Raw genomic sequence first — 15,278 nt, 5'->3', positions numbered from 1 at the left:
CACACTACGGTGCCCGCCACGTCGAGACCCTGACCGGTTTCAAATGGCTGGCCCGCGCCGACGCCAACCTGCCCGGCCGAACGTTGATCTACGCCTACGAAGAGGCGATCGGGCATTGCGTGGACCCGGCCGCGGTGCGGGACAAGGACGGGATCAGCGCCGCGGTGCTGGCGGCCGATCTAGTCGCGGCGCTGAAACACCGCGGCCGTTCGGTGCCCGACGCGCTGGACGACCTGGCCCGCCGCCACGGGGTGCACGTCGTCGGCGCCGTCTCGCGGCCGGTGGCCGGCCGCGACGAGGCGGCCGCGCTGATGCGGCGGCTGCGCGCCGACCCCCCGACACGATTGGCCGGATTCCGCACTACGACAACCGATCTGCAGCAAAGTAGCGAGCACCGCACCGACGCGCTGATCTTCACCGGCGGCGCCGGGGACACCTGGGCGCGGGTCGTGGTCCGGCCGTCGGGCACCGAGCCGAAACTCAAGTGCTACCTGGAAGTGCGCTGCGCAGCCGGCGACGACCTCGACGGCGCCCGCCGACGGGCCGCCGGGCTGCGCGATATGCTGGTGGAGCTGGTGCGGCGGTGGTGACTCAACCCGGCCCGAATTGGCGATCTCCGGCGTCACCGAGACCCGGCACGATATAGGCACGGTCGTTGAGATGGTCGTCGACGCCCGCCGTGAACACCCGCACGTCAGGAGCGGCTTTCGCCAGAGCGGCAAGGCCTTCCGGTGCGGCGACCGCACACACTACGGTGATGTCGTCGGCGCCGCGGCGATGCAGCAACCCGACGGTGTGCGTCATCGACCCGCCGGTGGCCAGCATCGGGTCGAGGACCATCACCGGCTGTCCGTGCACATCGTCGGGGAGCAATTCCAGGTACGGCACGGGCAGCGCCGTGTTCTCGTCGCGGGCGACCCCGACGAAGCCCACCCGCGCCTCCGGCAGCAGCGCATGGGCCTGATCGACCATGCCCAACCCGGCCCGCAGCACCGCCACCAGCAGCGGTGGGCGCGCCAGCCGCGTCCCGGTCGTCTCGGCCAACGGTGTGCGCACGGTGCGGGTCTCGCGTGGCGCATCACGGGTGGCTTCGTACACCAGCATCAGGGTCAGCTCGCGCAACGCGGCGCGAAACGCCGGCCTGTCGGTGCGCCGGTCGCGCAGTGTGGTCAGCCGGGCCGCCGCCAGCGGGTGGTCGATCACGCGGACATCCACAGGAGTTGACCCTACGGGCCAGGCCGCGCGACCGTGGCTCCGGTAGCGAAGAAGGCTGCGGTGGTGCCACCTGTGACCCGACCCGCTCGCGGGGACCGACATCACAAATCAGGTCGACACGCAGGCACGGGTGTCCGGTGGTGCCGGTGCGGCTTCTTATACTCCCGCCATGCAGCGCCCGGGGTGGCGAGATAGTAGGGGGTCTCGGTCGGCCGGACTACTGCATTTACTCGCCGTGCTGACCGTCCTGACGGCTTGGCCTGGGACGCATTCTTGGTCGCCGCCGCGCTTGCGGGCTGCCGGCGTGCCGAGTCCTGCACACGTCGTGATCGTGGTCGAAGAAAATCGGTCTTACTCGAATATCATCGGTAATCCGGCGGCGCCGTACATCAATTCGCTGGCCTCGGGCGGGGCGTCGATGACCCAATCCTTCGCCGAGACCCATCCCAGCGAACCCAACTATTTGGCGTTGTTCGCCGGGAGCACCCTCGGGGTCACCCAGAACATCTGTCCGGTCAACGCCGGCGCCACCCCGAATCTGGGCGCTCAGCTGCTGGCCAGCGGGCGCACCTTCGTCGGGTTCGCCGAGGGCCTGCCGGCCGTCGGCTCACCGGTGTGCAGCACTGCCAAATACGCCCGCAAGCATGCCCCGTGGGTCAACTTCACCAATATCGCGCCCAACTACTCGATGCCGTTCTCGGCGTTTCCGGTCCCGGCGGATTATGCCAGTCTGCCGACGGTGTCGTTCGTCATCCCCGATGTCGACAACGACATGCACGACGGGTCGATCGCCCAGGGCGATCAGTGGCTGCAACGCAACCTGTCGGCGTATGCGCAGTGGGCGAAAGCCAATAATTCTCTGCTGATCGTGACCTGGGACGAGGACGACAACTCCGAACGCAACCGGATTCCCACGATCTTCTACGGCGCCGGCGTCCGGCCCGGAAATTACCCTGAACCGATCAGCCACTACAACGTGTTGTCGACCGTCGAGCAGATGTACGGGCTGCCCAAGCTAGGCCTGGCCGCCAGGGCGCCCGCCATCACCGACATCTGGGCCGGTTAGCCCGCCGGGCCGCCGCTGCGGCGCGCGTCGTTATTCTGTGCCGCATGGCTGCTGACCTTGTCCCGATTCGCCTGAGCCTGACGAGCGGCGACCGCTATACCTTATGGGCGCCCCGCTGGCGCGACGCCGGCGACGAATGGGAGGCGTTTCTGGGCAAAGGCGACGATCTCTACGGCTTCGAAACCGTCGCCGAGCTGGTCGCATTCGTGCGAACCAACTCCGACCACGACCTGACCGATCACCCCGGCTGGAAGGATTTGACCGAGGCCAACGCCCACCGGCTGGAGCCCGCGCCGGAACATCAGTTCGACCTGGTAGCGGCCGAAGAGATGGTCGCGGAGAAGCCGGCCGAAGAGGCGGTCACCGCCCTGGCGAACATGCTGTCGATCGTGTCGGCCATCGGATCGGTGTGCGAGCTGGCGCCCGTGGCGAAGTTCTTCAACGGCAACCCGGCCCTGGGCACCGTGGCCGGCGGTGTCGGGCACTTCACCGGCAAGGCTGGTCTCAAGCGCTGGAACACGATCGCCGAGATCATCGCCGCCAACTGGGACGATGTGCTGGCTGCCATCGAGGAGATCGTCAGCACGCCCGAGGTCGACGCCGCAGCCGCCGCGCAGGCCGCCGACGAGTTGAGCGCACCTGACGAAACCGACAACGAGGAAGCGGCGGAACCCGCAGATCTCGCCGCCGAGGCCAGCGACGCTGAGCGGCCAACCGCTGCGGGCGCGGAGGAAAAAACAAGTGCCGCCGACGATTCCGCGGCGCTGGGCGGCGACGAGGACTTCTGGTACAAGGTCGGAATCGACCCGATCCGGATCATGACCGGCGCCGGCACGTTCTGCACGTTGCGCTGCTATTTCGACGAGCGCCCGATCTTTTTGGGCCGCAACGGAAGGATCAGCGTGTTCACCTCGGAGCGGGCTCTGGCTCGCTACCTCGCCGACGAGCACGACCACGACCTGTCGGACCTGAGCACCTACGACGACATCCGCACCGCCGCTACCGACGGCTCGCTTCGGATCGACATCACCGAGGACAACGTCTACGTGTTGACCGGCCTCGCCGACGACTTCGCCGACGGGCCCGACGCGGTGGACCGCGAGCAGCTCGAGCTGGCTGTCGAGCTGCTTCGCGACGTCGGCGACTACGCCGAGGACAACACCGTCGACAAGGCGCTCGCGACCGAGCAACCGCTGGGCCAGATGGTGGCCCACATTCTGGAACCCGGCTCGGTACCCGAACCCAGCCCGCCCTACGCCGAAGTGGTGCGCGCGTGGGAGGGACTGGACCGGTTCGTGGAGTCGCGGCTGCGGCGCGAATAGCCGCTCAGCGGCGGGCGGCGCGCACACGTGCCCGGCCGGCATCCGGGCGGGAACCCAGCGGCAGCAGCCGGTGGTCGCGGGTGAATACACGGCGCACGAGTCCCAGCGCGACCACCACGGTGGTGATGGCGACCGAGGCCAAGATCAAAAACATCACCACTGCCTGCACGAGCACCGCCTGGACCGGGGACACCCCGGCCAGGATGAGCCCGGTCATGGCGCCGGGCAAAAACACTAATCCGGTGGCCTTGGTGGTTTCTATCTGCGGCGACAGCGCCGAGCGCAAGGCGGTGCGCAGGTAGGGCGCAGCAGCCTGGCGATACGGTTGCCCGAGGGCCAGCCGGGCTTCGACCTCGTCACGCTTGTCACGCAGCTCGTCGACCAGACGGCGGGCCACCAAAACCGTGGCGGTCATCGAGTTGCCGATCATCATCCCGGCGATCGGGACCAGGGTGCGCGGCACCAGGGGCAGCACGTGCAGCCCGAACACCACGCCCAGCGTGACGACCGCTGCGGTGGCGAAGGCGGCGCTGGCCAGCGGCGCCAGCCGGGGCACCTCCGGTGCCCGCCGACGGGCGACGTCCCCGGCATAGGCAACCATTGCCGCGGTCCACGCCCACGACCACCACAGCGAGCGGCCCGGCTGCAACAGCGCCACCAAAACGCCGCCCACCAGCAGTAACTGGACCAGCGCGCGGGCCGAGGCCCAGACCACCTGACGTTCCAGTCCCAGCCGCTGCCACAGCGAGACCGCCGCAGCGAACGCCACCAACGCCAGCGACGTCGCCAGGCCCACCCAGCCGACATTCATCGGGTCACCTCCCCCGTTCCGGTTCGGTTTCCGGTTTGGGTTGCACCGGCGCGTACCCGGTGCAGCGGCCGTGTTCGATGTGCAGGATCCAGTCGGCGATCCGCTCGCCCTGCGCCGCGTCGTGGGTGACCCACAGGGCCGCCATGAGGCCCTCGCCGGTACCGTCGGCCAGCGCACGCACCGCGTGTTCGATCACCCGGGCCGCCGCGGCGTCGACGGCGGACGTGGGTTCATCCAGCAGCAACACCTGCGGGCGGGCCATCAGTGTGCGTGCCAGGCACATCCGCTGCGCCTCCCCGCCCGACAGTGCGGTCGCGTCGCGGTCCAGCCAGGATCCGGTCAGCGCCACGCGTGCCAGCATTTCGGTCATCTGCGCCTCGGTCGCGTCCGGATCGGCGGCGCGCAGGTTGTCACCGACGGTGCCGGGAAACGGAGTCGGACGCTGAAAGCACATGCCCACCCGGCGCCGCAGCCACAGCGGGTCGATGCCGGCGATGTCATTGCCGCAGAACGACACTCGACCACTGGTGGGCACCTCCAGCCGATTGCACAGCCGCAACGCCGTCGACTTGCCCGATCCGGACGGGCCGAACAGCACGGTCACCCCACCCTTCGGAACGGCCGCGGTGAATCCGTCCAGCGCACGCACTCCGCCACGCTCCACCACGACGTCGGCAAAATCGAACACAGAGTCGGTGCCGCGGTCGTCCATCACCCCACCAGCACGGCATAGCGCGGTTTGATCACCTCGTCGATGATCGCCAAGCGCTCGTCGAACGGAATGAACGCCGACTTCATCGCGTTGATGGTGAATCGCTGCAGATCGCTCCAGCCGTACCCGAATGCTTGCACCAGCCGGAACATCTCCTGACTCATCGAGGTGTCGCTCATCAGCCGGTTGTCGGTGTTGATGGTCACCCGAAACCGGGCGCGGGCCAGGCGGTCGAACGGATGCTCGGCGATACTGTCGACCACACCGGTCTGCACGTTGGAACTGGGGCACAGTTCCAGCGGAATCCGCTTGTCCCGCAGGATAGCTGCGAGTCGGCCGAGCCGGATCCGGCCATCTGGTTCGACGGCGATGTCGTCGACGATCCGCACCCCGTGTCCCAGCCGGTCGGCGCCGCAGAACGCGATCGCCTCGTGGATGGAGGGCAGCCCGAACGCCTCACCGGCATGAATGGTGAAGCGGGCGTTGTGGTCACGCATATATTCGAACGCGTCCAGGTGCCGGGTCGGCGGATGACCGGCCTCCGCGCCGGCGATGTCGAAGCCCACCACGCCCTTGTCCCGGAACCGGATGGCCAGCTCGGCGATCTCCCGGGACAGCGCGGCATGCCGCATCGCGGTGACCAGGCAGCGCACCGTGATCGGGTGGCCTGCCGCCGCGGCGGCCTTCTCGCCGTCGGCGAATCCGGCCAGCACGGCATCGACGACGTCGTCGAACGACAGCCCGGCCTCGATGTGCAGTTCGGGGGCGAACCGGACCTCGGCGTACACCACCGAGTCCGCCGCCAGATCCTCGACGCACTCGTAGGCGACCCGGTGCAACGCCTCGGGGGTTTGCATCACGGCCACGGTGTGGGAGAACGGTTCGAGGTAGCGTTCCAGGGAGCCGCTGTAGGACGCGTGGTGAAACCAGCGGGCCAGCTCGTCGGCCTCGGTGGCGGGCAGGCCGTCGTAGCCGACTTGGCCGGCGATGTCGAGCACGGTGGCCGGGCGCAGCCCCCCGTCGAGGTGGTCGTGCAACAGCGCCTTGGGCGCCTGCCGGATCACGTCGAGGGTCAGCGGTGCGGTCACGGGGTGATCCGATCGATGACCAGGGGCCGCCGCGGCGGCGGCGCGGCGCCGACCGCCCAGCCGCCGTCCAGCTCGGCCATCGCCGCGGCCAGGCGTTCCGGGGTATCGGTGTACAGCGTGAACAGCGGCTCGCCGGGCGCCACCGGCTGCCCGGGCCGGCGGTGGATGCGGATCCCGGCGCCGGGCTGCACCGGCTCGCCCCGTCGGGACCGGCCCGCGCCGAGCCGCCAGACCGCCAGCCCTACCGCCATCGCGTCGATGTCTCCCATTGTGCCGCCCCGAGGTGCCGTCACGGTTTCTGAGCACGTACCCATGGGCAACGGTACCGACAAGTCGCCCCCCTGCGCGGCGACCATCGCCCGGAATCGGTCCATGGCGGTCCCGTCGCGCAGGGTCTGCGCCGGATCGCGGTCCTCGATCTTGGCGAGCTGCAGCATCTCGGTGGCCAGCGCCAATGTCAGCTCCACCACGTCGGGCGGTCCGCCGCCGGCCAGCACCTCCAGCGCCTCGGCGACCTCCAGCGCGTTGCCGACCGCGGCGCCCAGTGGGCGGTTCATGTCGGTCAGCAGCGCCCGCGTCGGCACCCGATGCGTCGTTCCCAACCACACCAGGGTGTGCGCCAGTTCACGGCACTGCGATTCCGTGTGCAGCAGCGCCCCGGACCCGACCTTGACGTCGAGCACCAGTGACCCGGCTCCCTCGGCGAGCTTTTTGCTCATCACCGAGCTCGCGATCAACGGGAGGGACTCTACCGTGGCGGTGATGTCACGCAGAGCGTAGAGCTTGGCGTCGGCGGGCGCCAGCCGGCCGGCCGCGAAAATCGCCGCGCCGACATCGCGAAGTTGTTGGCGCACTTGATCCGTGGACAGGTGGGCGGTGAATCCTGCGATCGACTCCAACTTGTCCAGGGTGCCGCCGGTGTGGCCCAGGCCTCGGCCGGAGGCTTGTGGCACCGCGCCGCCGCAGGCCGCGATCACCGCCACCAGCGGCAGGGTGATCTTGTCGCCGACCCCGCCGGTGGAATGCTTGTCCACGGTCACCAGCGGTCTGCCGCCACGGCGCAGACCGCGAAAATCCATCCGCTCGCCCGAGCCCAGCATCGCCGCGGTCCAGCGCGCCGTCTCGCCGGGGTCCATCCCACGCAGAAAGATCGCCATCAGCAGCGCCGACATCTGCTCCTCGGCGACGTGCCCGTGGGTGTAGGCGTCGATCACCCAGTCGATCGCGGCATCGCTGAGCCTGCCGCCATCGCGTTTGGTCTTGATGACCGTCGGGGCGTCGAAAGTCACCGGCGTCGGGGCACGTCGTCGGCACCGAAGGCGTCGGGCAACAACTCGCCGAGCCGGCGCGGCCCGTCGGGATGGTCGATCAGCAGGTCGGGCCCGCCGTGCTCCCACAGCACCTGCCGGCAGCGCCCGCAGGGCATCAGCACCACGCCGTCGGCGTCGACACAGGCCAGCGCCAGCAGTCGGCCGCCACCACTCGAATGCAGGGCGCACACCACCGCGCACTCTGCGCACAGGCTTAGACCATAGGAGACATTTTCCACATTGCAGCCGGTGACCAGGCGGTGGTCGTCGACCACCGCCGCCGCGCCGACGCGCAGCCGCGAATACGGCGCGTAGGCGTGCCGCGCCGCTTGGGTTGCCTTGTTCCGCAGGCGATTCCAGTCGATTGCAGCGGTCATGGCCGCACTGTCAAATGTGTGTGCACGGTATTCGCAGGCCCCGTTCGGTGTCGGTCGACTCACCCAGCCGCCGTCATTGTGGCAGGAGCCGGCGGCTGCGTCACGCTTCATGCCCCGCGAGAAATGGGTTTAGAGTCCTGACGAGATGTTTCGTCATGATCGCGGGAGGCACCGATGACGGCGACATCCGCGGATCCGACAGCCCCGGTCCCGCGGGAGGAGCCGTCGCACTCGCGGCCGCCGCGCCGGAGCGTCTATCGCGGTGATCCGGGCATGTGGTCGTGGGTGCTGCACCGCATCACCGGTACGGCGATCTTCTTCTTCCTGTTCGTCCACGTGCTGGACACCGCGTTGGTCCGGGTGAGTCCGCAAGCCTACGACGAGGTCGTCGCGATCTACCAGACACCGATCGTCGGACTGATGGAGCTGGGCCTGGTGGCCGCGGTGCTCTATCACGCGCTCAATGGCGTCCGGGTCATCTTGATCGACTTCTGGGCGCAGGGTCCCCGCTACCAGCGAGTGATGTTGGCGACGGTCGCCGCCGCCTGGCTGGTGGTCACGGTTCCGGCGACCGTGGTGCTTGCCATCCACCTGGCCGGGTGGTTCGGGTGAGCGCGCCCGACCTTGCGCTGTGCCCACCGCGGCGCCGGCCCGGGCGGCAATTCGAGAAGTACGCCTGGTTGTTCATGCGATGTTCCGGGGTCGTGCTGGTGTTCTTGGCTCTCGGGCATTTGTTCATCGGCTTGATGTGGGACGACGGGGTCTACCGCATCGACTTCAACTACGTGGCGCAGCGGTGGCATTCGCCGTTTTGGCGGGTCTGGGATCTGTTGTTGCTGTGGCTGGCCCAGTTGCACGGCGGCAACGGTCTGCGCACGATCATCGACGACTACACCCGCAAGGATTCGACCCGCTTTTGGCTCAACACGCTGCTGGCGCTGTCGATGGTGGTCACGCTGGTGCTGGGGACTTATGTGTTGGTGACCTTCAACCCCAACATCTCGTCATGACCCTGATCAACCAGCACCGCTACGACGTGGTGATCGTCGGCGCCGGCGGCGCGGGACTGCGGGCCGCTGCCGAAGCTGCGCCGCGGGTCAGCACCGCGGTGCTGACCAAGCTGCATCCGACCCGCAGCCATACCGGTGCCGCCCAGGGCGGCATGTCCGCGGCGCTGGCCACCGTCGAGGACGACAACTGGGAGTGGCACGCCTTCGACACCGTCAGGGGCGGCGATTATCTGGCCGACCAGGACGCGGTGGAGATCATGTGCCGGGAAGCCGTCGACGCGGTGCTCGACCTGGAGAAGATGGGGATGCCGTTCGACCGCACCCCGGATGGCCGCATCGACCAGCGCCGCTTCGGCGGGCACACCCGCGACCACGGTAAAGCCCCCGTGCACCGATCCTGTTACGCCGCCGACCGCACCGGCCAGCTGATCCTGGCGACGCTGTATCAGAACTGCATCCGCCACGACGTGCAGTTCTTCGACGAGTTCTACGTTCTCGATCTCGTGCTCACCGAAACCTCCGACGGTCCGGTCACCAGCGGAGTGATCGCCTACGAGCTGGCCACCGGCGCCATCCACGTCTTCGGCGCCAAGGCGGTCGTCGTCGCCACCGGCGGCTCGGGCCGGATGTACCAGACCACCTCCAACGCGCACACTCTGACCGGCGACGGGATGGCCGTCGTGTTCGGTAAAGGGCTTCCGTTGGAAGACATGGAGTTTCATCAGTTCCACCCGACGGGCCTGGCCGGGCTGGGCATCGTGATCTCCGAGGCCGTGCGCAGTGCGGGTGGCCGGCTGCTTAACGGCGCGGGCGAGCGGTTCATGCAGCGCTACGCGCCGAAGCTCGTCGACCTGGCCCCGTGCGACATCGTCGCCCGCTCGATGGTTCGCGAGGTGCTGGCGGGTCGCGGCGCCGGACCCGACAAGGATTACCTCTACCTTGACATGCGCCACCTCGGCGCCGACGTGCTCGCGGCCAAGCTGCCCGCCGTCACCGAGTTCGCCCGCATCTACCGGGGGGTGGACCCGCTCACCGAGCCGGTACCGGTCTACCCGACCTGTCACTACGTGATGGGCGGAATCCCGACGACGGTCACCGGGCAGGTGTTGCGCGACAATACCGCAACGGTGCCCGGGTTGTACGCAGCAGGCGAGTGCGCCTGTGTCTCGGTGCACGGCGCAAATCGCCTGGGAACCAATTCGTTGTTGGATATCACCGTATTCGGGCGTCGCGCCGGAATCGCCGCAACCGATTACGCTCTCGCGCATGACTTCGTCGAGATGCCGCCGGATCCGGCGGCGACGGTGGTCGGCCGGGTAGCCGACATTGTGTCCGGGCGCGGCACTGAGCGCGTCGCCGATATCCGCGGCGCGTTGCAGCAGACGATGGACGACAATGCGGCGGTCTTCCGCACCGAAGAGACTTTGAAACAGGCGCTCGACGACATCCACACGTTAAAAGCGCGCTATTCCCACATCACGGTCCACGACAAGGGTCAGCGCTTCAACAGCGATGTACTGGAAGCGATCGAGCTGGGTTTTCTTCTCGAGCTGGCCGAAGTCAGCGTGGCAAGCGCCTCGAACCGCAGAGAATCCCGCGGCGGGCACGCCCGTGAGGACTACCCGAACCGTGACGACACCAACTACCTGCGCCACACCATGGCCTACAAGCAAGGCACCGACCTGCTCAGCGACATCGCGCTGGACTTCAAACCCGTGGTGCAGACCCGCTACACACCCGCCGAACGGACGTACTGATGACCACGCCGGCCGATCCGCCGCTGCCGCCGGTCCCCGAGGGCGCGATTCTGGTGACGCTGCGAATCGCCCGGTTCAACCCCGAAAACCCCGACCAGTACGCCGATTCGGGCGGCTGGCAGAGTTTCAGGGTGCCGTGCCTGCCCAGCGACCGGCTGCTCGATCTGTTGATCTACGTCAAGAGCTATCTCGACGGCACGTTGACGTTCCGGCGGTCCTGCGGGCAGGGAGTCTGTGGTTCTGACGCCATGCGGATCAACGGCCGCAACCGGCTGGCCTGCACGGTGGTGATGCGCGATCTGCTGTCGACCCGGAAAAGGGCGAGCAGGCCTGCCAAACCGTCGACCGTCACCGTCGAGCCGATCCGCGGGCTGCCCGTGCAGAAGGACCTGGTGGTCGACATGGAGCCGTTCTTCCAGGCCCACCGCGCGGTGAAGCCGTACCTGATCACCAGCGGCAACCCGCCGGCCCGGGAGCGCATTCAGAGTCGAACCGAGCGCGCCCGCTACGAGGACACCGCCAAATGCATCCTGTGCGCGGCGTGCACCACCAGCTGCCCGGTGTTCTGGCACGACGGCCGCTACCTCGGCCCGGCGGCCATCGTCACGGCGCACCGCTTCATCTTCGACAGCCGCGACGAGGCCGCCGCCGAGCGTCTCGACATCCTCAACGACGCCGAGGGCGTGTGGCGCTGCCGCACCACGTTCAACTGCACCGAGGCCTGCCCGCGCGGGATCGAGGTGACCACGGCGATCCAACAGGTCAAGCGTGCATTGATAGTCGAGCGCGAGTCCCGGGGATCGGGGGTCAGCCGCTGAAAAGCCCGACCGTGACGGCCGTGTCGGCGGCCGCGTTCGCGATCGTCTGGGCCGCCTGGGCTGCAGGGGTCGTCGGCGCTAGGTTCAGCGGCTCGCGCAGCGCGTACAGCTGGAAGCGGTAATGGTGCACCCCGGTGCCGGCCGGCGGGCATGGCCCCATGTACTGCGTTTGGCCACCGGAGTTGCGCCCGACGACCGCGCCCGCCGGCAGCGCACCGCCGACGATTTCGGTGGTTGCCGGAGGGATATCGGTGACCACCCAGTGCACATAGAGCCCGCTGACCGCGTCGGGGTCGTCGACGACCAGGGCCAGCGACTCGGTGCCGGGCGGGACGTTCGCCCAGCGCAGTGTCGGCGGCACGTTGCGGCCCTTGCAGGAGTACTCCACCGGGATCGGCGTGTTGTCGGCAAATGCCGGGCTGGTCACACTGAACTTCGCCGGCGCGGCGGGCGACGGCGATGGGCTCGCCGTGCCGGGTGCCGACGCCGGTTGGCGGTCCGGGTTCGCCGGGGCACCGCCGCACCCGGCCAGACACATCAGCGCCAGAGTGGCCAACGCCCGCCTCATGGGCCGCCTCATGGCCTTTGTATACCCGTCGCCTGCCCCGGAGTAAAGCGCGTCAGACGTGCTGCGACCCATCCCGTGCTGGTGATCTCACTTGTCTAACGCCCCGGTCGTACTCTTGCCGCTGACTTCAGGCCGAAACGACAGACCGACCTCATCGTTGCTGGCAAGTCGGTGATTTACCCGCATTCGCTGTCGTGAGTCCGCTGGCGGCCGACGCAAATCCGTGGAAAATTGGGGTCACTACGGGATGATTTCTGCAGCGCGGCAACCTGGCCAAGCACGGCATCGATTTCGATGCCGCACCGTCCATTCGGTCGGATCCGCGAGGCAACCCGGCTATCGCTATCAAAGTCTGGATCACACCGCAGCGACGTTGAAATTGCGTCTAGGGTCGTGAATCTGCGAAATGCGCAGCCCTGGATGCAATCTCAATACCGGTCGGGCTTCCGACATGACATACCGCCTCGAATTCGCCGACTTGCTGTGTCGAGGACATGGTTCGAGGAGTAGGAATGCACACGATGACCGCTAACCTGTCCGCCAGCGCCGACCGCCACCTGTGGGGCCACTTCGCGGCCCACGGCCCGGGCATCACGCCGCCGGTCATCACCCGCGGCGAGGGTGTCCGTATCGTCGACGACCGCGGCAAAAGCTACCTCGACGGGCTGTCCGGGCTGTTCGTGGTGCAGGTCGGATACGGTCGCGAGGAGCTGGCCGAGGCGGCTGCCGAGCAGGCCCGCCGGCTGGCGTATTTCCCGCTGTGGTCCTATGCGACCCCGCCCGCCATCGAGCTCGCCGAGCGTATCGCGCACTACGCGCCGGGTGACCTGAACCGGGTGTTTTTCACCACCGGTGGTGGCGAGGCCGTCGAGACCGCGTGGAAGCTGGCCAAGCAGTACTTCAAGCTCACCGGCAAACCCGGCAAGTACAAGGTGATTTCGCGGGCGGTGGCCTACCACGGCAGCCCACATGGTGCGCTGGCGCTGACCGGGGTTCCGGGCTACCGGGCGCCGTTCGAGCCGCTGACGCCGGGTGCGGTGAAAGTGCCCGACACCAACGTCTACCGCGCGCCGGAGCCGTTCGACACCGACGCCAAGGCGTTCGGCCGGTGGGCCGCCGACCGCATCGGCGAGGCGATCGAGTTCGAGGGTCCCAACACCGTCGCCGCAGTGTTCCTGGAACCGGTGCAGAACGCCGGCGGATCCATTCCACCACCGCCGGGCTATTTCGAGCGGGTCCGGCAGATCTGCGACGAGTACGACGTGCTGCTGGTCTCCGACGAGGTCATCTGCGCGTTCGGCCGGATCGGGTCGATGTTCGCCTGCGAGGATTTCGGGTATCTGCCCGACATGATCACCTGCGCCAAGGGGCTGACGTCGGGATACTCGCCGATCGGCGCCTTGATCGCCACCGACAGGCTGTTCGAGCCGTTCAACGACGGTACGACGATGTTCCCGCACGGCTACACCTTCGGCGGCCACCCGATGTCGGCGGCAGTCGCACTGGCCAACCTCGACGTCTTCGAGCGCGAACAGCTCACCGCGCGAGTCAAGCACAACGCTGCGGCGTTTCGCGCCACGCTGGAACGGCTCTACGACCTGCCGATCGTCGGCGACGTCCGCGGCGAAGGCTACTTCTACTCGGTCGAACTGGTCAAAGATCAGGCGACTAGACAAACCTTCACCGCGCAGGAACGGCGCCGGCTGCTGCCGGCCCTGTCCAGGGCATTGTTCGACGCGGGGTTGTACTGCCGCATCGACGAGCGCGGCGATCCGGCGATCCAGCTGGCGCCGCCGCTGATCAGCGGTCAAGCCGAATTCGACGAGATCGAATCGATCGTGCGCGGCGTGCTCATCGACGCCGAACCCCAATAATCACTTCTGCACCATCTATCACCGCGCGGCTCCTCGTAATCGGGCCGCCGATCGCCTACTGTGCACAGACGATGGCTTCCTTACGTCTCGCATCGTGCCTGGCGACGGCGGTTGTTGCGCTCTGCACCGCGGTCGGGCCTCCGGTGGCGGGCGCCGAGCCCGACCCCGCGGCGGCCAACCCTTGCCCGTTCCGGGTGTCGACCCCTCCCGCGGTGGACTCCTCGGAGGTGCCGGAGGCCGGTGACCCGCCGCTTCCGCTTCCGGTACCCGCCAAACCGCTCGGTGGCGACGCGTTGAGCGGGTGTGGGCTCGTCGTCGCGCCCAACACTCCCCCGGTCCCCGACGACGTCTCCGCGCAGGCCTGGCTGGTTGCCGACCTGGACAGCGGGGCCGTCATCGCCGCGCGCGACCCGCACGGGCGGCATCGCCCCGCCAGCGTGATCAAGGTCCTCACCGCGATGGTCTCGCTGGGCGAGCTCAATCTCAACAAAATCGTCGACGGCACCGCCGAGGACGCCGCGGTCGAAGGCACCAAGGTCGGGGTTGCGCCCGGCGGAACCTATACGGTCAACCAGCTCCTGCACGGGCTGCTGATGCATTCCGGCAACGACGCCGCCCACGCGCTGGCCATGCAGCTGGGTGGCGTACCGGTCGCGATGGAGAAAATCAACGCGCTGGCCGGCAAGCTCGGTGGCCGCGACACCCGGGTCGCCACGCCGTCAGGACTCGACGGACCCGGCATGAGCACGTCGGCCTACGACATCGGCCTGTTCTACCGCTACGCGTGGCAGAACCCGACATTCGCGAAAATCGTCGCGACCCGCACCTTCCCCTTCCCCGGACACGGCGGTCACCCCGGCTATGAGCTGGAAAACGACAACCAGCTGCTCTACCACTACCCGGGCGCGCTGGGCGGCAAGACCGGCTACACCGACGATGCCGGCCAGACGTTCGTGGGGGCAGCCACGCGGGACGGTCGTCGGCTGATGGCGGTGCTGCTGCACGGCACCCGTCAACCAATTCCGCCGTGGCAGCAGGCCGCACATCTGCTGGACTACGGCTTCGCCACCGCCCCGGGGACGCAGGTGGGCACCCTGGTCGAACCTGATCCGACCCTGGTGGCCGCCAAACCCGACACACGAGACGACGCCACCCGGGCCGCCGCGCTGGTGTCACCGGGCGACGTGCTGCCGGTCCGCGTCGGGGTGATGGTCATCGGCACCCTGATCGTCTTCGGGCTGATGCTGGCCGCTCGGTCGCTGAACGGCCGACCCCGGCGCGAATTCTGACACCGACGACCCGCCGCGCCCGGCTTCGCCGCTAGCATGGGCGCGGTATGAGCCGAAAGCC

At 68.2% G+C, this 15,278-nt stretch carries 15 protein-coding genes and 1 pseudogene; 9 read left to right on the top strand and 7 right to left on the bottom strand.

Annotation, left to right across the window (positions count from 1 at the left end; genetic code table 11):
* Nucleotides 1–590: pseudogene (locus F6Q13_RS06335) on the top strand (phospho-sugar mutase); the annotation flags it as partial.
* 1 nt (nt 591) lies between these two features.
* Here F6Q13_RS06335 and upp read toward each other — a convergent pair.
* Entirely contained in the window at nt 592–1,215 is a 624-nt protein-coding gene (upp, locus tag F6Q13_RS06330; protein WP_293054018.1) for a uracil phosphoribosyltransferase, read from the bottom strand.
* Between the two features lie 169 nt (nt 1,216–1,384).
* Between upp and F6Q13_RS06325 the strand changes: the two genes are divergently transcribed.
* Both F6Q13_RS06325 and F6Q13_RS06320 read left to right on the top strand, forming a co-directional pair.
* A complete protein-coding gene (locus F6Q13_RS06325; RefSeq protein ID WP_293054014.1) occupies nt 1,385–2,281 on the top strand; it encodes an alkaline phosphatase family protein in 897 nt (298 codons plus the stop codon).
* Between the two features lie 44 nt (nt 2,282–2,325).
* Nucleotides 2,326–3,603, top strand: coding sequence for a primosomal protein (locus F6Q13_RS06320; protein WP_293054011.1), 1,278 nt, complete (start codon nt 2,326–2,328; stop codon nt 3,601–3,603).
* 4 nt (nt 3,604–3,607) lie between these two features.
* On the opposite strand, the gene fetB is transcribed toward F6Q13_RS06320, so the two are convergent.
* Genes fetB through F6Q13_RS06295 form a run of 5 tightly spaced genes read right to left on the bottom strand, consistent with a single transcriptional unit; the run spans nt 3,608 to nt 7,901 of the window.
* Nucleotides 3,608–4,414 (bottom strand): iron export ABC transporter permease subunit FetB, encoded by an 807-nt coding sequence (gene fetB, locus F6Q13_RS06315; protein ID WP_293054007.1) that lies wholly within the window; start codon nt 4,412–4,414, stop codon nt 3,608–3,610.
* 4 nt (nt 4,415–4,418) lie between these two features.
* Nucleotides 4,419–5,126 (bottom strand): phosphate ABC transporter ATP-binding protein, encoded by a 708-nt coding sequence (locus tag F6Q13_RS06310; RefSeq protein WP_293054004.1) that lies wholly within the window; start codon nt 5,124–5,126, stop codon nt 4,419–4,421.
* Complete coding sequence (locus tag F6Q13_RS06305; RefSeq protein ID WP_293054001.1) at nt 5,126–6,214, bottom strand: adenosine deaminase; 1,089 nt, start codon at nt 6,212–6,214, stop codon at nt 5,126–5,128. Before F6Q13_RS06305 ends, F6Q13_RS06310 begins: the two co-directional genes overlap by 1 nt.
* Nucleotides 6,211–7,503 (bottom strand): thymidine phosphorylase, encoded by a 1,293-nt coding sequence (locus tag F6Q13_RS06300; protein ID WP_293053998.1) that lies wholly within the window; start codon nt 7,501–7,503, stop codon nt 6,211–6,213. Before F6Q13_RS06300 ends, F6Q13_RS06305 begins: the two co-directional genes overlap by 4 nt.
* Nucleotides 7,500–7,901 (bottom strand): cytidine deaminase, encoded by a 402-nt coding sequence (locus tag F6Q13_RS06295; protein WP_293053995.1) that lies wholly within the window; start codon nt 7,899–7,901, stop codon nt 7,500–7,502. The genes F6Q13_RS06300 and F6Q13_RS06295 overlap by 4 nt, the downstream gene beginning before the upstream one ends.
* Before the next feature lie 174 nt (nt 7,902–8,075).
* On the opposite strand from F6Q13_RS06295, the gene sdhC reads away from it, so the two are divergent.
* From sdhC to F6Q13_RS06275, 4 genes are read left to right on the top strand one after another with little or no spacing between them, the layout of a single operon-like run.
* Complete coding sequence (gene sdhC, locus F6Q13_RS06290; protein WP_293053992.1) at nt 8,076–8,513, top strand: succinate dehydrogenase, cytochrome b556 subunit; 438 nt, start codon at nt 8,076–8,078, stop codon at nt 8,511–8,513.
* On the top strand, nt 8,510–8,911 hold the full coding sequence (locus tag F6Q13_RS06285) for a succinate dehydrogenase hydrophobic membrane anchor subunit (RefSeq protein WP_293053989.1): 402 nt from the start codon (nt 8,510–8,512) through the stop codon (nt 8,909–8,911). Before sdhC ends, F6Q13_RS06285 begins: the two co-directional genes overlap by 4 nt.
* A gap of 2 nt (nt 8,912–8,913) precedes the next feature.
* On the top strand, nt 8,914–10,668 hold the full coding sequence (gene sdhA, locus F6Q13_RS06280) for a succinate dehydrogenase flavoprotein subunit (protein WP_293054041.1): 1,755 nt from the start codon (nt 8,914–8,916) through the stop codon (nt 10,666–10,668).
* Nucleotides 10,668–11,486, top strand: coding sequence for a succinate dehydrogenase iron-sulfur subunit (locus tag F6Q13_RS06275; protein ID WP_293053986.1), 819 nt, complete (start codon nt 10,668–10,670; stop codon nt 11,484–11,486). Before sdhA ends, F6Q13_RS06275 begins: the two co-directional genes overlap by 1 nt.
* On the opposite strand, the gene F6Q13_RS06270 is transcribed toward F6Q13_RS06275, so the two are convergent.
* Nucleotides 11,476–12,054, bottom strand: a complete 579-nt coding sequence (locus F6Q13_RS06270; protein WP_293053982.1) for a YbhB/YbcL family Raf kinase inhibitor-like protein — start codon at nt 12,052–12,054, stop codon at nt 11,476–11,478. The two genes, F6Q13_RS06275 and F6Q13_RS06270, sit on opposite strands and share 11 nt — an antisense overlap.
* 521 nt (nt 12,055–12,575) lie before the next feature.
* Between F6Q13_RS06270 and F6Q13_RS06265 the strand changes: the two genes are divergently transcribed.
* Together F6Q13_RS06265 and F6Q13_RS06260 are read left to right on the top strand one after the other, a co-directional pair.
* Nucleotides 12,576–13,928, top strand: a complete 1,353-nt coding sequence (locus F6Q13_RS06265; protein ID WP_293053980.1) for an aspartate aminotransferase family protein — start codon at nt 12,576–12,578, stop codon at nt 13,926–13,928.
* A gap of 71 nt (nt 13,929–13,999) precedes the next feature.
* On the top strand, nt 14,000–15,217 hold the full coding sequence (locus tag F6Q13_RS06260; RefSeq protein ID WP_293053977.1) for a D-alanyl-D-alanine carboxypeptidase family protein: 1,218 nt from the start codon (nt 14,000–14,002) through the stop codon (nt 15,215–15,217).
* Nucleotides 15,218–15,278 lie beyond the last annotated feature (61 nt).

The organism is Mycobacterium sp. (assembly GCF_008709575.1).
Taxonomy (GTDB): domain Bacteria; phylum Actinomycetota; class Actinomycetes; order Mycobacteriales; family Mycobacteriaceae; genus Mycobacterium.
Note: the sequence above shows the minus strand (reverse complement) of the source record. Positions and strands in the feature narration are given on the sequence as shown.